General features: G+C 50.6%; 20 protein-coding genes. 6 read left to right on the top strand and 14 right to left on the bottom strand.

Annotated elements, in window-relative coordinates:
- Positions 1-5 precede the first annotated feature (5 nt).
- Together EXY25_RS16840 and uvrD are read left to right on the top strand one after the other, a co-directional pair.
- Positions 6-734, top strand: a complete 729-nt coding sequence (locus EXY25_RS16840) for an HAD-IA family hydrolase (protein ID WP_114339369.1) — start codon at positions 6-8, stop codon at positions 732-734.
- Between the two features lie 33 nt (positions 735-767).
- Positions 768-2,939 carry a DNA helicase II gene (gene uvrD, locus EXY25_RS16835; RefSeq protein ID WP_114339371.1) on the top strand — a complete coding sequence of 724 codons (2,172 nt, stop codon included), beginning with the start codon at positions 768-770 and terminating at the stop codon, positions 2,937-2,939.
- A 153-nt stretch (positions 2,940-3,092) separates the two neighbouring features.
- Here the strand turns inward: uvrD and EXY25_RS16830 are convergent, their stop codons facing one another.
- The 9 genes from EXY25_RS16830 to EXY25_RS16795 all read right to left on the bottom strand — a co-directional run bounded on the left by EXY25_RS16830 (position 3,093) and on the right by EXY25_RS16795 (position 11,765).
- Entirely contained in the window at positions 3,093-3,374 is a 282-nt protein-coding gene (locus EXY25_RS16830) for a hypothetical protein (protein ID WP_130567780.1), read from the bottom strand.
- Between the two features lie 302 nt (positions 3,375-3,676).
- Positions 3,677-3,823 carry a hypothetical protein gene (locus EXY25_RS18795; RefSeq protein WP_158538086.1) on the bottom strand — a complete coding sequence of 49 codons (147 nt, stop codon included), beginning with the start codon at positions 3,821-3,823 and terminating at the stop codon, positions 3,677-3,679.
- 40 nt (positions 3,824-3,863) lie between these two features.
- The gene (locus tag EXY25_RS16825; protein ID WP_114339374.1) at positions 3,864-4,163 is read right to left on the bottom strand and encodes a hypothetical protein; all 300 of its coding nucleotides are present in this window, start codon (positions 4,161-4,163) and stop codon (positions 3,864-3,866) included.
- Between the two features lie 233 nt (positions 4,164-4,396).
- A complete protein-coding gene (locus tag EXY25_RS16820; protein ID WP_114339375.1) occupies positions 4,397-4,594 on the bottom strand; it encodes a DUF1289 domain-containing protein in 198 nt (65 codons plus the stop codon).
- Between the two features lie 214 nt (positions 4,595-4,808).
- Positions 4,809-5,696 carry an EamA family transporter RarD gene (gene rarD, locus EXY25_RS16815; protein ID WP_114339376.1) on the bottom strand — a complete coding sequence of 296 codons (888 nt, stop codon included), beginning with the start codon at positions 5,694-5,696 and terminating at the stop codon, positions 4,809-4,811.
- Between the two features lie 89 nt (positions 5,697-5,785).
- On the bottom strand, positions 5,786-7,279 hold the full coding sequence (locus EXY25_RS16810) for a methyl-accepting chemotaxis protein (RefSeq protein WP_114339377.1): 1,494 nt from the start codon (positions 7,277-7,279) through the stop codon (positions 5,786-5,788).
- A 23-nt stretch (positions 7,280-7,302) separates the two neighbouring features.
- The gene (locus tag EXY25_RS16805; protein ID WP_130567779.1) at positions 7,303-8,148 is read right to left on the bottom strand and encodes a substrate-binding periplasmic protein; all 846 of its coding nucleotides are present in this window, start codon (positions 8,146-8,148) and stop codon (positions 7,303-7,305) included.
- Between the two features lie 139 nt (positions 8,149-8,287).
- Positions 8,288-10,993, bottom strand: coding sequence for a family 14 glycosylhydrolase (locus tag EXY25_RS16800; RefSeq protein ID WP_165419399.1), 2,706 nt, complete (start codon positions 10,991-10,993; stop codon positions 8,288-8,290).
- 277 nt (positions 10,994-11,270) lie between these two features.
- Entirely contained in the window at positions 11,271-11,765 is a 495-nt protein-coding gene (locus EXY25_RS16795) for a thioesterase family protein (protein WP_114339405.1), read from the bottom strand.
- A gap of 234 nt (positions 11,766-11,999) precedes the next feature.
- Here EXY25_RS16795 and recQ point away from each other — a divergent pair, with 234 nt between their 5' ends.
- Both recQ and EXY25_RS16785 read left to right on the top strand, forming a co-directional pair.
- A complete protein-coding gene (gene recQ, locus EXY25_RS16790; RefSeq protein WP_130567777.1) occupies positions 12,000-13,862 on the top strand; it encodes a DNA helicase RecQ in 1,863 nt (620 codons plus the stop codon).
- Positions 13,863-14,056: 194 nt separating this feature from the next.
- Entirely contained in the window at positions 14,057-14,986 is a 930-nt protein-coding gene (locus EXY25_RS16785) for a transporter (RefSeq protein WP_207232189.1), read from the top strand.
- Positions 14,987-15,020: 34 nt separating this feature from the next.
- Here EXY25_RS16785 and EXY25_RS16780 read toward each other — a convergent pair whose 3' ends face one another.
- On the bottom strand, positions 15,021-15,899 hold the full coding sequence (locus EXY25_RS16780; protein ID WP_114339384.1) for a LysR family transcriptional regulator: 879 nt from the start codon (positions 15,897-15,899) through the stop codon (positions 15,021-15,023).
- Between the two features lie 96 nt (positions 15,900-15,995).
- Between EXY25_RS16780 and EXY25_RS16775 the strand changes: the two genes are divergently transcribed.
- Positions 15,996-16,514, top strand: a complete 519-nt coding sequence (locus EXY25_RS16775; RefSeq protein ID WP_130567775.1) for a lactoylglutathione lyase family protein — start codon at positions 15,996-15,998, stop codon at positions 16,512-16,514.
- A gap of 62 nt (positions 16,515-16,576) precedes the next feature.
- Here the strand turns inward: EXY25_RS16775 and prfH are convergent, their stop codons facing one another.
- Positions 16,577-17,194 (bottom strand): peptide chain release factor H, encoded by a 618-nt coding sequence (gene prfH, locus EXY25_RS16770; protein ID WP_114339386.1) that lies wholly within the window; start codon positions 17,192-17,194, stop codon positions 16,577-16,579.
- 568 nt (positions 17,195-17,762) lie between these two features.
- On the opposite strand from prfH, the gene EXY25_RS16765 reads away from it, so the two are divergent.
- The gene (locus EXY25_RS16765; RefSeq protein ID WP_130567774.1) at positions 17,763-18,359 is read left to right on the top strand and encodes a PEP-CTERM sorting domain-containing protein; all 597 of its coding nucleotides are present in this window, start codon (positions 17,763-17,765) and stop codon (positions 18,357-18,359) included.
- 118 nt (positions 18,360-18,477) lie between these two features.
- On the opposite strand, the gene EXY25_RS16760 is transcribed toward EXY25_RS16765, so the two are convergent.
- The 3 genes from EXY25_RS16760 to nhaD all read right to left on the bottom strand — a co-directional run bounded on the left by EXY25_RS16760 (position 18,478) and on the right by nhaD (position 21,104).
- Positions 18,478-19,179, bottom strand: coding sequence for a pirin family protein (locus EXY25_RS16760; protein WP_130567773.1), 702 nt, complete (start codon positions 19,177-19,179; stop codon positions 18,478-18,480).
- 122 nt (positions 19,180-19,301) lie between these two features.
- Complete coding sequence (locus tag EXY25_RS16755) at positions 19,302-19,616, bottom strand: c-type cytochrome (protein WP_114339389.1); 315 nt, start codon at positions 19,614-19,616, stop codon at positions 19,302-19,304.
- Positions 19,617-19,721: 105 nt separating this feature from the next.
- Positions 19,722-21,104 carry a sodium:proton antiporter NhaD gene (gene nhaD, locus EXY25_RS16750; RefSeq protein ID WP_114339390.1) on the bottom strand — a complete coding sequence of 461 codons (1,383 nt, stop codon included), beginning with the start codon at positions 21,102-21,104 and terminating at the stop codon, positions 19,722-19,724.
- Positions 21,105-21,571: the final 467 nt, after the last annotated feature.

The raw sequence follows: 21,571 nt of genomic DNA, 5'->3' as shown, positions 1-21,571 counted from the left end.
CTGACATGATCCCGCAATGGCGCTGTTATCGAAGCTATCATGCAGCAGATGCGATCAGCTTCGATCTCGATGATACGCTCTATGATAATGTGCCGGTGATCCTCGCCGCAGAGCAAGGTACTTGGGAGTTTTTGCAACAGCAGGTACCGCAATGGCAGCAGTACCGCCGCGAGCAATGGTTGGCGAAGCGTCATCAACTGGTTAAGCATTATCCGTTCTTGCAACATGATGTCAGTCGCTTACGCCGTTGGGCGATCCGCGAGATGGCATTGGCGGTGGGCGTGAATCGCCGCGATGCCCGGCGCTTGAGCCATGATGCCTTTGAGCATTTTTTACTGTTGCGCAATCGTGTCGTTATCGCCGATGAAGTACATCAACTTCTGGCGCAACTGGCCGAACGCTATCCTTTGGTGGCGATCAGTAACGGCAATGTCAGCTTGGAAGCGATCGGCTTGGCTGAGTATTTTGATTTGGCGTTGTTTGCTGGTGAAGGTTGGCCAATGAAGCCCTCCCATTGTTTATTTCGCGAAGCTGAACGGCGGTTGAAGCTTAAGCCCCGTCAGCTACTGCATATAGGTGATAACCTGCATGCAGACGTTCATGGTGCCCATATGGCTGGATGGCAAAGTGGCTGGTTTAACCTGCAGCAAACGGAGCTACTGTATGAAACCACGACATGTTCGCTGCCGACCTTTGAATTCTCTGATTTAGCCGCTCTCTATCGGTTGCTATAATACTGCCTTCAAATTATCTCCAAGAGTGTATTGATGGATGTTTCTCACCTGCTCGATGGCCTGAATGAGCATCAGCGACAAGTGGTTAGTGCCGCCCCCTGCAGCAAATTGGTGTTGGCAGGAGCTGGCTCCGGTAAAACTCGGGTACTGGTGCATCGTATCGCCTGGCTAATGCAGGTGGAACAGCTCTCTCCCCACGCCATTCTGGCGGTGACCTTTACCAATAAAGCCGCTGCAGAGATGCGCGGGCGGGTGGAAAGATTGCTTGGTAGTAATGTCCGCAGTATGTGGATAGGGACCTTTCATGGCTTGGCGCATCGCTTGTTGCGTGCCCATTACCGCGATGCCAAGCTGCCGGAAGGGTTTCAGATCCTTGATGCTGAAGATCAGCTGCGGATGGTTAAACGGGTGATCCGGGCGATGAATCTGGATGAAAAGCAATGGCCACCGCGGCAAGCATGCTGGTATATCAATGGCCAGAAAGATGAAGGCTTAAGGCCAGAGCATATTGATCATTTCAATGATCCGCAGGCGCGGGTGCAGCTGGATATTTATCGAGCCTATCAGCAAGCCTGTGACTTGGCGGGGCTGGTCGACTTTGCTGAACTTCTATTGCGCGCCCATGAACTGTTGCGGGACAACGAACATCTGTTACGCCATTACCAGCAGCGCTTTGGCAATATTCTGGTGGATGAGTTCCAGGATACTAATGGCATTCAGTATGCGTGGTTGCGTCTATTGGCTGGCAGTCAAGGTAACCTGATGATTGTTGGTGATGATGATCAGTCGATCTACGGTTGGCGCGGTGCCAAAGTGGAAAATATTCAGCAATTTCTGCAGGACTTCCCTACCGCTGATACCGTGCGGTTGGAGCAAAATTACCGTTCCACAGCGACCATTCTCAATGCTGCCAACGCCCTTATTTCTAATAACGCTGGGCGCTTGGGTAAAGATCTATGGACCGATGGTAAAGAGGGGGCGCCCATCTCTGTGTATGCTGCCTTTAATGAACTGGATGAAGCGCGGTTTATCGCCGGGCAGATCAAGCAGTGGTTGGACGACGGTAATGCCTTGAATGACGCGGCTATCTTGTATCGTAGCAATGCCCAGTCTCGGGTACTGGAAGAGGCTCTGCTACAAGCGCAGTTGCCCTATCGTATATACGGTGGTCAGCGCTTCTTTGAACGGCAAGAGATCAAGGATGCGTTGGCCTACCTGCGCTTAATCAGTAATCGGGATGACGATGCCGCATTTGAACGGGTGGTGAATACGCCAACCCGTGGCATCGGTGATCGCACTCTAGGCATTTTGCGCAGTCATGCGCGCGACGAAGGCAGTACCCTTTGGCAGGCAGCCCAAAGCCTGTTGGCGAAAACGGGATTAGCCGGTCGTGCCGCGAAAGCGGTGGAAGGCTTTCTCGCTTTGGTGCAACAGCTGGATGACACCGTTGATGATTTGCCCCTGCACAGCCAAACTGAGCGGGTGATCCATGGCTCAGGTTTGATGGCGATGTATCAGGCGGAAAAAGGTGAGAAGGCGGAAACACGGGTGGAGAACCTGAAAGAGTTAGTTTCGGCCACCCGCGGCTTTGTGCCACCGGAAGATGCCGAGTCGATGCTGCCGCTGGACGCCTTCCTTTCCCATGCTGCGCTGGAAGCGGGTGATTCCCAAGCTGATGAATTTGACGATGCAGTGCAGCTGATGACGCTGCACAGTGCCAAAGGTCTCGAATTCCCACTGGTGTTTATGGGTGGGGTTGAAGAGGGGATGTTCCCCAGTCAGATGTCTTCCGAGGAGCCGGGGCGTCTGGAAGAGGAGCGCCGCCTCTGCTACGTCGGTATGACCCGTGCTATGCAGCAGCTTTATATCTGTCACGCTGAAAGTCGACGCATCTATGGCCGGGAAAATTATCAACGCCCTTCCCGCTTTTTGCGAGAGATCCCAGAGAAGTATCAACAGCAGATCCGTATTCGCTCGCAGGTGGTTAGTGCGCCTGTGCAGCAGCCTAACCGTTTTAGCCAAGCGCCGGCACAGTTTGCTGAAAGCGGATTGCACTTAGGCCAGCGGGTAGCACACCCGAAATTCGGTGATGGTACCGTGCTGAATTACGAAGGTGTGGGTGAACAAAGCCGGGTGCAGGTTAATTTTGACGATGCTGGCAGTAAATGGTTGGTGGTGGCCTACGCCAGACTACAGGGGTTGTAACGCCCCAGGGCTCGTCGGCTCTCTTCCTTGCGCCATAGTGGAATAGTTTTGCAGTGGCGACGACAATGGTTCGGCCGCGTCATGGGTAACAACCCATGACATAATGCGGCCACATTATGTCACCGAGGTAACAGAGCCCGTTGTCGCGGCAGGCTAGTTTGTATAGCTGTCGCTGTAGGGGTCATCACTCTCTTCATCGAGCGCCGTTGTCATCGGCTCATCGAAATTATCTTCTTCAAAGTAACCCCGCGCCTCCAGTTCCTGAGCCATGCAATCCATTAGGTACTCGGTTTGATCTGCCGTTGGGATCTGTTGTGAGTCAGCCCATTCCTGGCAGAGTTGACGCACTTCATCTTCGGCAAGCACCGAGGCGGGCTCTGCAAATGCTTTACCACCAAGGCAGCAGAAAATAACTAGTAGGTATGATGGTTTCATTCGTCTCACTATCCATGTTGTTGAGTTGAGTAGGGTGTCGCCAATCGATCAGGTTTGGCAGATAAAATAATGTCACTATTCTGGGAAGAAAAATCAATTGATTAAGTTTGATTGTTTGGCCTAGGTACCAATTTTTATATTTTTTGATTCTTTATTAATCAATGGTTTAGGTGCCTTTTTATTAGTGGATTCAGATGTAGTGTCTCACTATTGGTCGCTTGATTTTGGTGCTGGTATTGGGATCTGCTTAGGGGAGATAGCAGGGGTTTTGACACCCCTGCGCGGGTTAACGCGGGAGCTCGCTAGTTTTTATATCTCTTTTGATTTTTACCATGAGCTTGTGGTGATTGATCATCCCAGTCGTCTGTTTGCTGATCATGACTTTTTAGCTTTTTACGCTGCTGCCGCAGTTGTCTTTTCAACTTGCGGTCATGCTGCTCGTCACTCATAAACTCTTTCATAGCGGTCAACTATCGATTATTGGGGCCGTTAATACGCTTCTGGCGCAGGCTCGTCGAGTTCGACCTCTTTCGCGTAAGGGTCGTCGCCTTCACCTTCCATCTCTAACTGTTCATCAGTGGCTTGCTCGTCGTAATAACCCCTCGCCTCCAGCTCTTCTTGCATGCATTTCGCTAGGAACTGGTGGTGTTCTGAGGAGGGGACCTCCTCGGCTTCCGCCCACTCTTCGCAAAGCATTCTTACCTCTTCTTGCTCGTAAGGCGGAGCGGGTTCAGCAATGGCCGCACTGCTGATGGAAACAAAAAAACTTAACAGATAAATAGGCTTCATTGTGGTGTTAACAATCCAAGTTATTGACCCCCTCAGTTTGCGGCTGATTGGTGAAGTTTGGCGAGTGAAAAATATTCATCGTGATATAAAGAAAAACTAGCCAAACAGTATGGCGTTGCGGTCGGCGCTGCTGTGAGCCGTGGCTTATGATTTTTAAAGGGGGGCAACTATTCGGATGGCATGCATCAGCGAAGCAGCGGTATTTGATAGGGTAAGAGCTATGAAGCTGTTGGTTAGCGTTGTCGCTCACTGCGGCGCATGAGGCACTCCTCCAGCATCTGCGCTTTATGCTCTTTACTTGACTCCCTCCACGCCAATATCTCCTCGAGAGAGCGAAAGCAGCCCAGACAGATATCGTTATCGTCCAAACAGCAGTTACGGACGCAGGGCGAGCCTGTTGTGCGGTGTGCTTGCTGGATTTTATCAACCATGATCTACCACCATTACTTCCCTATTTAATAAATGGCCTAACTAATTAGAATATAGCCTAAGCCACCGGTGTCCGCGCAACTAATCAGTCATGGCTGTGCCGTCACAGTGGCTGTATCGAAAGGGATTGTGAATGAGGTGCTCGGCTTGCCCCTCTTTGAGAGTGCTTACCCGTTTTAGCTTATGTCAGATATCGGTTCTCTGTTGACCCTTATATCAGCCGAGCGTGTCAGGTTTTTTTCTCAGGCTGTCATAGGTGAATAGCGCCAGCCCCGCCCAGATAAAGCCAAAGGTAATTAATCGCTCGAGCTGCAGCACTTCGCCATACAGGCCAATGGCTAATAAAAACATGCAGCTGGGCCCTATATATTGGAAAAAGCCGAGGGTTGATAATGGCATGCGTTTAGCCGCGGCGGCAAAGCAGAGCAACGGCAAGGTGGTGACCACGCCGGCGGATATCAACAGCGTGTTGAGGTAGGTGGTATTTGCCGATAGGTCACTGCTGGCAGAGTCAAGGTTCGCCCAGTAGACGAGCGCTAGTGGCAGTAGCAGTGCGGTTTCTAGCAATAAGCCGGTGAGGGCATCTACGGGGATCTGTTTACGGATCAAGCCATAGAGGCAGAAGCTACTAGCAAGGGTTAATGCGACCCAGGGCAAGGTACCGAGTTGAAGTAGAGGGATGAGTACGCCAACCGCAGCCAATGCGACGGCTCCCCACTGTAAAGGGCGCAAGCGCTCACCGAGGAATAGCATGCCCACGACGACATTGAATAGTGGGTTGATGTAATAGCCTAGGCTGGCCTCCAGCATCATGTCGTGGGAGACCGCCCAGATGAAGAGACCCCAATTACCAGCGATTAGCACTGAGCTAAGGGTCAACAGAGCAAGGTATTTGGGCTGACGAAACAGCTGTTGTACCTTATTCCAGCGCCCCGCTAGCAGGATCACTACCAGCAGCAATAGGAACGACCAAACCACACGATGGATCAGCACTTCAGGGGCGCTTATGCCTGCTAACTGTTTGAAGTAAATAGGCGCAACGCCCCACATCAGATAGGCCGCTAAAGCGAAGAGGGTACCGTGACGAGCGATAGAGGTTGTCATTGCCGTTGTTCTGAAGGGTAACGCGGCGATAGTAGCAGAGAGAGATGGCGGGAGATAGCCTTGCGTAGCTATCTCCCTGACAGTTTGTCCTACAAGCTGAACTTACCTAGCTCCCCTTTCAAATCACTACTAAGCGCGAGTAATTTTTCACCGTGGCGATGGATCAGTTGGGCGTCGTCTTCGACCTGTTGTGACAGGCTGTGGATCGAGGTGACGTTGCGGTTGATATCTTCTGCCACTGAGCTTTGTTCTTCCGCAGCGGTGGCGATCTGGGTGTTCATATCGTTGATGCTGGTGATATTGAACTGGATCTGATCAAGCGACTGGCCGGCACTTTGTGACTGCTCTATGGTGTTATCGACAGCGGTGCGACTCAGTTGCATGGCGTCGTAAGCATTGTTGGCGGCGGATTGCAGCTGCTCGATGATCACTTCAATCTCTTGTGTGGATTGTTGCGTACGTTGTGCCAGGCTACGAACTTCATCGGCAACGACGGCAAAGCCTCGACCTTGTTCCCCTGCCCGCGCAGCTTCGATCGCTGCATTCAGTGCTAACAAGTTAGTTTGTTCGGCAATACTCTTAATCACTTCCAGCATTGAGCCGATGTTGTCGCTGTTATCCCGTAACTGCGAAATTCGCTCCGCAGTTTCGCTCATATCATTGCCGAGCCCTTCAATCTGCTGAATAGTCTGGCCAACAATACCGCCACCCTCCTCTGCCAACGCAGTGGTTTCACGGGTGCTGGCAGCGGTCTGATTAGCATGCTGGGCAACTTCATGGGTGCTGGCAGACATCTCGTTAAGTGCTGTTGCGACTTGCTCTGTCTCTTGCAATTGTTGGCCGGTAGCTTGGGTGGTGCCTTGCACTGTGCGGGTCATTTCGTTGGCGGCAGCGGATACCTCCTCTGCGGAGTGAACCACAGAGCTGAGCAGTTGATGCAGTTGTTCGATGAAACGGTCGAAGTTATTGGCCAACAAGCCGATCTCATCATCGCGATCGATGTGCAGTCGGCGGGTGAGGTCGCCGCCGCCCGCGGCTATTTCGCCCAAGGCATCTGTCACTTGCTGCACCGGCTGAACCACCAATGATCGCAGTGTCATTAAGTTGGTGATCTGTAATGCGATTAACAGCACGATGACGATGACTAAATAGGTGAGCAACACGCCGGTGAGCTGCTCGTTGGCGCTGTCCTTGCGGTAGCTGATCTCTAACGTGCCGATCTTATCTTTGCCTTCCCACAGCAGATTAACTGTTTGCATGACGATATCGGCAGCTGCTGGCTCGTCACCGGCTTGGGTGACATCACCTAAGGCTTTGCCTCGCTGATCCACCGCCTTAATTTGATAGACAAAAGGATACTTGCTGAAAGTTTCCAGAATGGTTTTTATTTGATCCTTGTCGTAACTGTAGACCGGCTCCTGCATCACCACGGATAAGGCTTCGCTGGTGTCTCGCATATTATTGTCGAGACGTTCCATGATGCCGCCACGGGCGACCATATAGCTGATCGTGAAGATTATCAGCATAACCACCAAGGATGCTGCCGAGAGCGCCACCATGGATTTTTTGGTAATAGAATTCATCGTCTTTTTGACTCCAGTGAGCGTTACAGGCTGTTGATATCCAACCAAAATTCTTTGCGATTAACCGGTGTTTTCGGATCCATTAGCGGGTTGGGCAGACGGATCACCGTACGTTGTTTGAGTTTACTCAGTTGCAGCGCCTCTTTAATCATCGGGTGGTTAAAGAACAGCTTGTCGTAACTGCCATCTGCGATCGCCGCTTCAAAGCCTTTGTAAATTAGATCGTGAAGTTTTTTATCGTCTTTATTGACGAAGAAGTACATGGCAAAGGGGTAGATCAATAGCACGTTGTCATCGACCTTAAGTCCCAAATCTTTGTTTCTCTGAACTTCGCCCCAAGGTTCGTTGACCGCTCTGGGGAAGTAATCAAAACGGCCACCTTCTAACATAGGAAAAAGGTTGTGGTATTTGATGGTGGTTGCTACCGGAATATCATTTGCCTGCAAGATAAATGTGTCGCCCCAAAATCGCCCTTGGCCAGCGGTTAACCTTTTTAGGTCGGCAAGATTCTTGATGGCGCTGAAACGCGCTTGATCGTTGCCGCGGATGATGAATATACGATGGCCGAGCAAGCCCTTAAGTACCGGGATACGCACCGGTGCCATTCTTTTTTCAAAATCGGGTGTGGTGCCTGCCCACATTACCGACATCTTACCGGCATCGATCATCTCCATCCCTCGGGCTTGGTTGACCGGCTCGCTCAAAGCCTGATATTTGGTGCCGGGTGCAGATTTGGAAAGCGCTAACTTTAAGATGTCGAGGAACAGTGCTTCGCTATCGCTGGCGACCGGATTGTGGATCAGCGGGGCCGCATGCATGCTAAAGCTGAAACAGCATAGCGTGAAGAACAGGGTCAGGGTACGTCGCACGTGGGCATGCTCCAGATCGCAGTTAAAGTAACTCTAAATCTAGAACAGAAAACATTATGTTGCCCATTCAGTTTGTTACTGAATGGGCAAACTGCGAACTTAACGGGCTAACTATAAGTTGAGGTCGCAAAAAATGCGATCATTGCGCTTTATTGATCAGTCGGGTCAGCTCTTTCATCGGTGTGGGATGGTCATCAAACAGGTTTTGCATCCGCAACAGGGTGATCCCACCAAAACCAGGTTGACGGTCGAGTGCGCGGGCGATCTGCTGCCATCCCTGTTTGCCATAAAGCTCGCCAGCCAGGGCGTTCTCACCCATTAGGCTAATGCCCAGCTCGGCCGCCGCATCTGCCACCCAGTTAACCAGGTCTTCTGCACGAGAATAGCCTTCATAATCTTTATTGATCATCTCCAGGCAGGTGAAATGCAGAATAACTTTCTCCCGCAGATGAGAGGGCACCAATTGACCGAGCAGTTTGACATATTCACCACGATTGTGGGGGCCAAGCTCTGGATGAGGCGCGACTAAACCTGCTGTGATCTCAGCGACTCGGGGCATCGCCGGATCACTGATCTCCCAATGAATGCCTGGTACTTTGACTCCCAGTGGCACGTTCGCCATCGCGCCCTCACTGAATACGTCGTTGGCACATTCAAGAATGCCGCGTCCATGCTGAATCAGCTCTCCTTGATACCAAGTGAGGAATTCGCGGGCCCAGCTGGAGTAGAGATAGTTCTTCTGTTCAAACAGCGGATGTGGATCAGGAATGGCAACGCTGTCAAAGCTCTTGTGTTGGCCGTTGAAGGCGTAGTTAAGGGCTTTTACGGTTTTGAATTTTTGCTTCAGGTGACTTTTCCAGCGTTGCTCGGCAAGACGGCTAAAGCATTGCAGTGTGCCGCGGTTGGGGTATTCACCCCAATCGTGGGCATTGTAGCTGGGATAGCGAAGTTCACCGGCAGGGCCCAAGCTGACATTGATCTCATCAATTAGGTCGGCACGATCTTGGTAGTGATCACGAAAGGCCTGCATAAACTGCCGGTAGTAGGGCACCACATATTCATCGGCCCAGAGCGATACATACTCCATCGATGTATCCCCCGTTTCACTGACATATTGCAGATCCCGCACCGACTCCAGTTCATCGTGGTTTTCGATTAATTTACCCCACAGCCACAGTGGAATGGTCTGCATGAAGTCATCATTAACGTTACCTCCCGCCTGATGGAATGACAGAATGGGTACCCAATGCATCTCATTCGCTGCCAACACCTCGACCATGCGGTCATAGTAGGTCCAGTCGAATAGGCCCGGTTGGCGTCCCTCGATGAGTCCCCACCAAAGGTCAGTTGATATGGCACTGACACCGATTTTCCGAAGTTGCCGGATCTCCCGTTCAAATTCGATCCAGTTCTCCTCTTGCAACATCATCAGCTGGTTACCCACTTTCAGATGCAGTGGCCCCATCACCCGGAAGCTCTTACGTCCTAACTGTTGGCCGACTTTACCCATGCCATGTTTCATTCGGCCGAGTTGACGCAGTCTGGCCGCACCGGCTTGTTCGGTGTCTAACACCGAATCCAAATCCCGCAGGGCCCAACCGGCAACCCCGGTTTGCTGCAGGCTGCGTTGCATTAGTTTGTCCCACGCCAAATGGTCATCTAGTGCATTGGCCTGGCGGTTTTCCACATACAGTTGGATGCCTAGCTCACCGGCGCGTCCTACCCAGTCACTCATTTGATAATGGGGCTGGGTGGATTCGACACCCGACAACAAGACGCAAAGTGAGTTTGCGTCGGAGTTCAGTTCTATCTTGCCTAAGGCATCAAACAAGCGGCTAAATAATGCGGTCTCATGATCCAGAGCGACCCCTGCTAAAGCCAATGCGTGTTGATCAGCATGGTCGTTACTGGCGTTGAGTGACACTGGAACGCGCAAACCAAAACCACAAGACCATTGCTCTGGCAGGGTTTGGCTGAGCGACGATAGGGTCTCTGCACTGAATGTAATTAGCTGTGATTGATACCAGCGGTAGAAATCGCTGATCGGCTTCGAGCTTCGTGTGTTGTCGGCGAGTAAGGTGTTGATCTGCTGCTGTATCTGCCCGAGTAAATCATTGGCAGTCAGAGCGTCATCTTCTACCTCCCAAGCACTATACCAGGCCGCTTTTTCACCATACTGAGAGAGCATGGCCTGTTCAAAGCTGTCTACTGCGATGCCACTAAAAACACCGAGCTGGTGTTGGTCGGCGGGCTCAATCAATGCATCCAAAATAGGGAAACGTACTTCGCCGTCAGGCCCAGCACCGAGCAAAATTTGCGGAATACATGATTGAAATTCGGCAGCATGATGAAAAAACGCTTTTAGCCACTGGCTGACATAAGGGGTGTAGAGCTCTCTCGCCCACAGGCTGGGAGCGGAAATTGTGTCATTACCCAGTTGGTCGACATACTTTAAGCTATCTTGTGGCCAGTCTGCGGGCTGTTCGTGCCCTAGCTTGCCCCAAAACCAGTCGGGTAACAGGTGGGGGGTCCCAGCTTCACTGACCCCAGAAGCACCGATATTAAATTCAGGGATCAGTTTCAGTTGTGCCTGACGGATCAATGAAAACAGGCTGAGATAGCCTTGCCAACGTTGCGCCTGCTCGACATTGTCAGGGTGAAATGGCGCCACAGTACGCCAGCTGATTGGCACGATAATGCCATCAACGCCATTTTTTTTCGCCGCCGCAAACTTCGTTGCCAGCGCCTGACGGTAGGCGGGTTGGTCCGGTAAGCTGTTGATTATGCGATGAAGAGAAGCAGGGGCATGGACCCATATCTGGGCAGGCTGATGCAATGGATTCATAGCGCGTTTCATCTCCTATAGGTGCTGCAAGTAGCCAACTTAACAGGGTGATAGTTGGCTGTTTTTATGTCCCGAATGGTTCATCCTTCTGGACATGGTGCAGTACTGAAATGCGGTTATTTGCTGAAGCAGACTATAGAGGTCGGATAACGGACGCAATTTGCGTTAGAACAAACTCGATGCCGATATGTGAACTGGCTCACAAGTTATAGGGTAGAAAGGGGAACGTGTTACAGGCGCGGTGGGAGCTTAGCCTGCTGACTGAACGATAAATATGCTACCCCATCATGTATGCGCCGGTGCCAAAAGCTATCTGGCTACCTTTTTCATTGTGTAGCTCCATTCGACAGACGCTGACTCGACTGCCAGAACGTATCACTTCGGCGCTGGCGACAAAGTGTTCACCGCGACCAGGACGCAGATAATCCACCCGCATATCTATGGTACCCATTTTGGCGAGCTTCTTATTCAGCAGCGCTTGATCCATCGTGTCTGATTTCTCGAGAAAGTTAGCGATGGCAATCAAACCTCCCGCTACATCCAATACTGAGGCAGTGACACCGCCGTGGAGAATGCGTTGTATTGGATTGCCGATCAGCCCCTCATGCATAGCGAAATGCACCTCCACTTTGTCGCAAGTGAAGTAAGGGATGGAAAGCCCCAAACTGCGATTAAACGGCATTTGATCAGTAAACAGGTGGGCAATGGCGGCCAGCTTGGGTGGCAAGTCAGGTGCTACGCGTGTCTGTTGCGGAGTGTGTTGGTCAGCCATGATAACAACCGGTGGTTTAGAGTAATTATTCAATTGTTGGTCTGATTTGTCTGTGGCGCAACTTTTCGATGTCATTTTTTAGTGATAACGCACTGTTCAAAAAGAGAGTTTATTAACGCCAGTCGGTGCCCGTGTGATAAACGCCCGATGCCTCAAGACAAAGTGCGCTGCGGCAAGTAAACTAGCCTGCCTGTTCGCCAAACCGGTGACCAATAGAAGAGCGCCCCTTAGTCAATGAATCCTGGTTCTGCCGTTCCATCTGCTGCGATAGCCGTCGACTCAAGTCGACTGGATCAGAGTGATCCCTTGTTGCAGAGGGCGTTAGCCACGCTGAACAGTGTGTTTGGCTACGACAGTTTTCGTCCCGGACAATCCGAGGTGGTCAGTGCTCTGGCTGCTGGTGCCGATGCCATGGTGATCATGCCGACAGGGGCGGGAAAGTCGCTCTGTTACCAGATCCCCGCGCTGGTGCGTGATGGCTTGACGGTGGTGGTTTCTCCGCTGATCGCCTTGATGAAAGACCAGGTGGATCAATTGGTCAGTAATGGCGTTAGTGCGGCTTACCTGAACTCGACCCTTAGCCGAGAACAACAGATAAAAACATTGTCGGCATTAGCCCACGGTGAATTGAAGTTGCTTTATGTCGCGCCGGAACGCCTGCTACAGGCCAATTTTCTGGAGCGCTTGCGGCAAGTGAACTTGTCGATGTTCGCCATTGATGAAGCCCACTGTGTGAGTCAGTGGGGGCATGATTTCCGTCCTGAGTACGCAGCCTTGGGGCAGCTGAAGCAGCTTTTTCCCCATGTGCCAGTTGCGGCGTTGACCGCTACCGCGGACCATGCGACCCGCGTTGATATTATCGGCCAGCTGGCACTGCAGCAGCCGTTTCTGTTTCTTGGTAGCTTTGACCGTCCAAATATTCGCTATAACCAGATTGAAAAATATAAGCCGTTCGATCAGCTCAGCGACTATTTACATGGCCGCAAAGGCCAGAGCGGCATTATCTATTGTACGAGCCGTAAGCGGGTGGAAGAGATCGCCGAGCGTTTAAAGGCCAAGGGAGTGGATGCCGATGCCTATCATGCCGGTATCGATATCAAGTTGCGCAATCGGGTACAGGAGCGTTTTGTTAAAGACGAGCTGGCGATTGTCGTAGCGACGGTAGCGTTTGGCATGGGTATCGACAAGCCGAACGTGCGTTTCGTTGTGCACTACGATATCCCGAAGAATATTGAATCCTATTATCAAGAGACCGGGCGTGCCGGGCGGGACGGTTTACCTGCCGAAGCTCTGTTGCTTTATGACCCTGCGGATATCAGTCGAGTGCGGCGCTTGCTGGAGAACATCGAAAATCCGCGCCAACAGCAGGTAGAGCAGCATAAACTCAATGCGATGGCCTCTTTCTCTGAGGCGCAAACCTGTCGTCGCCAGGTATTGCTGCATTACTTTGGTGAGCAGCGTAAGCAGAGTTGCGGTAACTGCGATATCTGTTTGGATCCCCCCAAACGCTATAGCGGTACAGTTGATGCACAGAAAGTACTCTCTTGTATCTATCGGATGGGGCAGCGCTTTGGCGCCGGTTACCTGGTGGAAGTGCTGCGCGGTGCTGACAACGCACGCGTCAAAGAGTACGGCCACAACAAACTATCCACCTGGGGCATAGGCAAAGATCAGCCGCCGGAACATTGGCTTAGCGTTGTTCGTCAGTTGGTGCACCTAGGCTTGCTGGTGCAGGACATCACGCAAAGCTCGATTTTGCGTTTGACCGAAGCCGCGCGTCCCGTACTCAAAGGGGAACAGGCGCTGGAGCTGGCGGTGCCACGGGTTAAACTGGCTAGTCAAAAGCGGCAAATTGAGTTGGAGGGAGATGACCGCCGACTGTTTGCCCGCCTCCGTGGCTTGCGTAAAAAGCTGGCTGAAGATGAAGGTGTGCCACCTTATGTCGTATTCAATGACGCCACTCTGCTACAGATGGCGCAGGAAAAGCCAACTCGTGAAGTGGAACTGCTGCAGATCAGCGGCGTCGGTGAGCGAAAATTGTCGCGCTTCGGCGATCCGTTTCTGGAAGTGATTTGTGACCACCTGCTGGGGCGCTGATGCCTGCGCATTGACCTCTCGCTAAAGCTGCTCGGTGGCAGAGAGAGCGTTTTTATCTTCCCTATGTGACAAAACATTGAGCAATCCCTTATTCACGGGCATCATGTTAATAATATGTAATGTCGCTATTTTGCTGTGCTGTTTTGGTTAAGCAGTGGCATGGATGTCAGTTGTTAGGGATGGAGAACAGAATCGTGTGCAGTAATAAATGTTGGCAAGGGCTCTTTTCATTGCTGATCCTCAGTGGCCTTTGTTCTCCGATGAGTGTGCAAGCTGAAGATCTTGAACCTCGCCGTTGGGCGCATCTCCCTATTAATACCAATTTCCTCGGTGCGGGCTATGCCAGCACCAAAGCTGATATAGACTTCGATCCGGTGCTTAAAATTGAAGAGGCAGAAGCGACGCTAGACACTTGGGTGGCCAAGTATATTCGCACCTTTGAACTGTTCGATAAAAGTGCCCGTATCGGCGTGGCACAGGGCTATCAGAAAGGGCATTGGACTGGCATCCTTGACGGTGAGGCGGCGTCAACTTCTCGTGATGGCGCTACCGACACCCTTGTTCGGTTCGCGGTGAATTTGTATGGCTCACCACCGCTAGAGGGTAAAGAGTTTGTTGCCTATCGTAAAGCCAACCCTAATGAAACAATTGTTGGAGCCGGTATCTCGGTACAACTGCCTACCGGTGACTACATGTCGGATAAGCTGATTAATCTGGGTACGAATCGCTATACATTGCGTCCACAGATTGGCGCGATCCACACCCGTGGTCAATGGTCGTTTGAAAGTACGGCGAGGGCGGTGATCTATTTCGACAATGATGACTTTTATGGTGGCAAGAAACTAGAGAATGATCCGCTCTATGTGTTGAGTGGTCATCTTATCTATACTCATCGCCCCGGTATTTGGGGCAGTATCAGTGCTGCATACGATTACGGTGCGAAGCCGACCGTTGACGGTGTTGAGAAAGACAGCCGCAAAGAGGAGTTGCTGTTTGCCGCCAGTGTCGGCATTCCGATTAACCGCCATTTGGGGGTCAAACTGGGTTACATCGGCTCGCGAACGCAACGCACCACAGGTGTTGATACTGATTCTTTCGTTATCGGTATGTCTGGATATTGGTAGGCAGCATCACAGCGTATAGCACTTATTCTGCTTGTTATTGCTGTTGCCACTGTTGATAGATAACCTCTTTTATATGCTCGTAGCGTTTGCCCAAGGGGCGATGCTTTTTGCTGATCAGGTAGACGGTTTCAGTGACCGGTTGCGACAGTGATGCACAGCAGATCTGCCCAGCGTAAGGAAAATCATGCAGTGCCGATGCGGGCAGTACAGTAAAACCTATTCCTCGGGCTATCGGCAGTAATATCTGGTTGAGTTGATTGATATAGCCGGCTTCATTAATTTCTGACATGCCAATAAACTGCGCTGGAAAATTCGCCGCCAGCGCTGCTGTGGCATAGTGATGACCATCGGGATGATTAATAAATCCTAGCGCTTGCAGTTGCTGCCAACTGAACTCAGAGCCTGCTGGCATCACTAAGCAAAGTTCATCTTGTCCCAGTGTTTCTTGTTGTAGTGCGGGATCGTTCACAGCACGGGTGATCAAACCTAATTCACAGTGGTTCTCTTTAACATCGGCAATGATGCTTTCGTTTGGCGCAGCTTCGAGCTTTATCTGCAAGGCAGGGCAGCGTTGTTGCAGTGACAGTAGCTCAGGGTAAAGCTGATTGGCAATGGCGCCGGAGCATGCCAAACGGCACTCACCTTGCTCTCCTTCATCGCTGGCCAACTGCTCAATTAGATTTTGCTCTGCCGCCATTTGTGCCTGAGCATACTGTTGCAATGTTCGTCCCGCTTCCGTGAGCTCAAATCGTTTGCCAAACCGATGCAGCAGTGGCGTACCCAAGTGGGCTTCCAGTTTCATGATGTGTTGGCTAACACCGGGCTGTGTCATATGCAGCTGTTCGGCGGTGTGGGTGAAATGTCCGGTTTCAGCCAGTACCAAAAAGGTTCTTAAATGGGTTGGATTTATCATTTCTAAATATTATCAAAATAATAATTTATGATAATTTAATATTATCACAACTGTTCCCTATACTTGCTCTCGTTCCCAACGAAGAGAGTATTAGTTATGACAAGCAATCAACCAACGCCTTATCCACGTACCTTTTCCCATATCGGTATCTCAGTGCCTGATTTGGATGCTGCGGTAAAATTCTATACCGAAGTCATGGGCTGGTACCTGATCATGGAACCCACGGATATCACTGAAGATGACAGTGCCATCGGTGAGATGTGTACTGACGTATTTGGCGCGGGGTGGGAGCATTTTCGTATTGCCCATCTCTCCACCGGTGATCGTATTGGCGTGGAGCTGTTCGAATTTAAAAATCAGCAGAACCCGGAAGACAACTTTGAATACTGGAAAACTGGTGTGTTCCATTTCTGTGTTCAAGATCCGAACCTGGAAGAGTTAGCTGATAAGATTGTGGCGGCGGGTGGTAAAAAGCGGATGAAAGCGCCGCGTTACTATTACCCAGGTGAAAAGCCTTACCGTATGATCTACATGGAAGACCCGTTCGGTAATATTGTTGAGATCTATAGCCATAGCTATGAGCTGCATTACTCCAGCGGTGCTTATAACGGCTAAGTAAAAAGATAGCGCAGGCATTGTTGGCCTGCGCTATCGATCTATCCACTTAAATGTTCATGCTATTTCACTAGCCTGAACTCACTGCCTTTAAACAGCTTCACCGGATTGCCCCGCTCTAGGGTCAAGTGGCTCTGCCACTGCTGTTGTTTCTTCGCTGCCACGGCTGAATCAGCCAGTTTTGCTAGCTTGTAAGCGATTAACTGTGTCGCTAAGCGCTTATTGGCGTGCTGACTGCGTTCAGAGGTGACTTTGACACTAATGCCGGTGGCAAGGTGCGTCGCTTGGATCGCCGAATCAGTCTTGTTGACATGCTGACCGCCCGGACCACTGGCACGACAAGCACGATAGCTGATTTTGTTGTCTCCAGCGGTATTGCTTGAGGCAAACAGTTCACAGCCAATAAACCAATTTTTCCGCTTATGTCGCGGCCGGTAAGGGCTGACACAGATCCACTGGATCACCCCCTGCCACTGGTTTGCAAACTGCCGTTCGTTCTCGCCATCGATACTCAACAGTATCGAAGCAAAGGTGCCTTTTTCAGCGCCTTCGACTGATTCTATGACAGATACCGATAGCCCATGCTTGTCTGCTTCTTTTAACAGGCAGGCATATGCTTTGGCGACGGCCAAACAACACTCAGCAGGCCCCTGGCCAGCGCTTAATTGCAATATCAACATCTGTCGCCTCCCCTGCCCATAGGCACGAAAACGGTGTTGGTTTGCCAGATATTTTTAGTTTGATTTTGTAGGTCGACCATCGATAACCGTTGGCACGACATTGATTGAACATAGTTGCCCATATCCCAATTCCATAGTGATGATACAAATAGATGAATTGGCAAGCCGGCTGGCTGGGCAAACAGAAAGGCGTGTTAACCCAGAACAGGCTTGCATAGGTTTGTTGCTAATCGCATGGTGACCTCCTGCAAGTTGGTAAGTGAAAGCGGCGACATATTAACCAGTGTTATCTATTGATTCAATCGCCATGACGGCTTTTGTTTCTCGTCTACGGGTTCCACCCATTCAACGGCCAGTTGCTAAGTTATTTTGTTGCTAAATAACTCGTTGGTGACAAAGCATCAGGTGGGGTTCTACGGTGTTTGCATTGTCAGCTAAATTGACATTTTGATAGCCCCGTTGTTGAGGGTCTTGTTAATCTTTTGATTATAAATAGAAAGATTATCTGGCCTCCGCTTTGCATTAGTAGTCCTTACTTTAATAAGAAAATGCACAAGGAAAGAAGCTAATGAATAAATTTGTTAATACACTAATTGCTGCCACGGCGATGTTGACCACGTCATTTGGAGCGTTTGCTGGTGTTATGTATACCAACACTGGGCTAGCTTCAGCTGATACGACCTTAACGTTTGATGAAGTGGTGCTTGCCGATGGTACCGCACTTACCAATCAGTACTCAGCCTTTGGGATCACGTTTGCTGGTGCCTTTTACAACCCTCAAGCTCAGGCATTTCCACCTGCCACCGATGGAAATCAGATAGGTAATTTTTTTCCTGCAGCCAGCCCTTGGTCAATTATGTTTGACAACGACATAGAAGAGGCCGCTTTCGGTATTGCGACGAATCCAAATTCAACATTGGTTGAAGTGTTGTTAGATAGCGTTGTTGTTGATTTTGCATCAGCTAATACTGATTTTGACGGCACAGATTTTTTCCAAATCACAGGGCTTGTTTTTGATGAAATCCGTTTGACCACTACGGGCGATATGTTGGCGTTGGTTGATAATTTGCAGTTTTCAGCAAAAAGCGATGTGCCGGAGCCTGTTAGTGTCGCGCTGCTCGGCTTGCTGCTTGCCGGTCTCGGTTATTCAAGAAGATCCGTATAGCCGTTTTTACTGATCGTATTTATTCTAGCCTCGGTATTCACCGAGGCTTTATTTTGTTTAGAGCGAGCAAACCCATAGAACGCCATACCGCGTATTATTGAGTAGGCTTATTATTCGGTCATGCCATCGGTAGATCAAACCATAGCCATTCACTGTCTGGGGCATTTTCAACTATCAGGTTTTGCATATCATGGCTGGCACTCACATTAAGGCCATCACCAGCAGCTAGCTGATGATGTTCCAGATCTATAGACCCCTTGATCAGTTGCAAGTAGCCTTGGCGCCCGGCTGGCAATTCCAGCTGCGCTGTTGTGGTTTTTGCGTACCTTGCCAGATACACGGTTGCGTCTTGATGGACAGTCAAACTGCCTTCAGTGCCGTCTGGAGAAGCTACTTTGATCATCCCCTCCCCACGGAATCTTTTCTGTTGGTAGTCAGGCGTCAGCCCCAGTTGATCAGGCTGGATCCAGATCTGTAGGAACTCAGCCGTTTCAGTGTTTGAGCCATTGTATTCCGAGTGGCTGATCCCGGTACCAGCACTCATTAATTGGAATTCACCGGCCGTTAGCCGTTGAATATGCCCCATGCTGTCTTGGTGCTCGAGAGTGCCTTTCAGTACGTAAGAGAGGATCTCCATATCCTGATGGGGGTGAGTGCCAAAGCCGCCACCTGGTTGCACGATATCCTGATTGATCACCCGCAGGGCTGACACCCCCATATGTTGAGGATCGTAGTAGTGGCCGAAAGAAAAGCTGTGGCGGCTGTCTAGCCAACCTAAGTTGACGTGGCCACGTTCATTGGCTGGGCGAATAGTGATCATCAGACTCTCCTCTTGTGGGTATGAGGAGAGATTAGATCCGATTATAAAGAACTAATAGCGCAACTTATCGCCTGTTTTGTTCGATTTTATGATGATGTTCGTCGTTTTGGTTTTGCTGTCTGCTACAACTTCAGGCTGGCGTAATAGAGCGCGAGTTGGCGGATATCCTCATCAGAGAGTGGCTTGGCCAGATTACCCATGATCGGGTTTGGTCGCGCACCACTGCGAAACGCTTTCATCTGATTTTCAAAGTACACGGCTTGCTGTCCCGCCAGATGGGGATACATGGGGATCACCGAAACGCCCTGTTCACCATGGCAGGCGGCACAGGTCGTCGCTTTCTGTTTTCCTATAGCGATATCATCAGCGTTAACTGCTGTGCTGCAGATGAGGCTGCTGATGACGGATAGCGCAAGCAAGGTGGAACGAGGGCTCATTTTGAGATCCTTAAAATCTATCGCGATGCGCGATGGCGGTTTCACCACAGTATATAAACCAAGCCGTATTCGGTTAGTGACCTTTATCAAGCTTGTTTTATGGCATTAGCCGTTGACCAAAAAATGCACGCCGATGCCGGCACCGTAGCCCAAAGCGATGGTCCAGCTCCATTTCAGGTGTGACATAAAGGTGTAATGCCCCTTGGCAGCTCCCATTAAGGCCACGCCTGCTGCGGACCCCACCGACAGTAAGCTGCCGCCAACACCAGCAGTGAAGGTGATCAGCAGCCATTGGAAATGATCCATCTCGGGCGCCATGGTCAGAATGGCAAACATCACCGGGATATTATCGATCACAGAAGAGATCACGCCGGCGGCAATATTGGCTGGCGTAGCGCCCCAGTCGCCATACATAACGCCAGAGGCGGCGGTAAGATAGCCAAGAAAGCCGAGGGCACCGACACAGTACATCACGCCAAAGAAGAACAGTAGGGTGTCCCATTCCGGAACTGCCAATTTACTGAACGTATTAAAATCTCTGTCTTCGTGGTCATCGGCGAGAAACTGCGAACCAAGGTAGATAGATAGAAACAGCAGTGATAGCCCAAACATCATGCCCAGATAAGGTGGCAGGCCGAGGGCGTTTTCAAAAGTCACTGCCAGACAGATGGTGGTAATAAACAGCAAGCAACTTAGGTAACCCCCCCGTTTAACCTTGACCCTGTCTTCGATCGCGGGTGGCTTACCTGCAGGAATAAATCGTGAGATGATCAGCGCCGGCACGATGTAGTTGGCGATCGCCGGCAAAAACAGTTGAAAAAATTCGGTAAACTCAATGCGCCCCGATTGCCAAACCATCAAGGTGGTAATATCGCCAAATGGTGAGAAAGCACCGCCCGCATTGGCGGCAATGACAATGGCGATACAGGTGAGACCAATAAACTGGCTGCTCTCCTTACCCACCGCCATCACGACTGCGCCCATGATCAGGGCGGTAGTCAGGTTATCGGCAATTGGCGACAGGAAAAAAGCGATGATGCTGGTGGCCCAGAATAGCTGCTGGTAACTGAGCCCTCTGCCAACCAAATAGCCCTTTAATGCTTCAAACACATTGCGCTCTTCCAGTGCATTTATGTAGATCATCGCGACCAACAGGAACAGAAACAGCTCGGCGAACTCCGACAGGTTATGGGTGACTGCGGCCTCCAGCGCTTCCCGGCTCATGCCCATCTCCGCGCCAACTAAGGCGGCCAGCACCCATAAGATCCCCGCCGCATTAATCATTGGCTTGGATTTAGGCAAGTTCAGTTGCTCTTCAAAGATCACCAGCGCGTAGGCGATAAAAAAGATGCACAGCGCGAAGATCGCCAAGGGGTGACTGAGTGCGGAGATCGATTCCTGGTGTGCCTCAAAGGCCGCACAAGGAAAACTGGTTAACAGGAAAACAGGCAATAGTCGCAGTGTACTGGCATTGGGTATAAAGCGCATAGGTGAAAAATCCGCAATGAAGTCAGTGAGTAACCATAGTTAAAAGTGTAGTGGCTAGAGGCCTGCCCAGTCAGAGATTTTTTTAGGGTGGGCATTATAGCGATGCGCTGACTTTTACTGGATAAAAGCACAACACGGTATGGATGTGCATGTGATGTCTGGCAAATCACAATCTGCCGCTAATTTCGGCGTATTTTGTGAAAAAGAGAGTAAAAATCGACTAATCAGTAAGTTATGATCAAATTACTAATTAATAAAAAGTAGGTTAGACGGGATCTTTTCGGTTTGGGGTGATAGGTAGACATGGCCCCTTTATCCAGATAGATGGTCCGTGTAGTTCTATCTAGCGTTGTACTCGCCGAGGCAGGCCTCGGGGAAGTCTTTTTTTGCTAGATTGCTGGATAAATAAACAGTGGTTTGCTATAGCTTAGTCCATGAAAAGGACACTGCAAACGCTGCTGGATCAG

This window comes from Corallincola spongiicola (genome assembly GCF_004284785.1).
In the GTDB taxonomy this organism is placed as follows: Bacteria; Pseudomonadota; Gammaproteobacteria; order Enterobacterales; family Neiellaceae; genus Corallincola; species Corallincola holothuriorum.
Note: the sequence above shows the minus strand (reverse complement) of the source record. Positions and strands in the feature narration are given on the sequence as shown.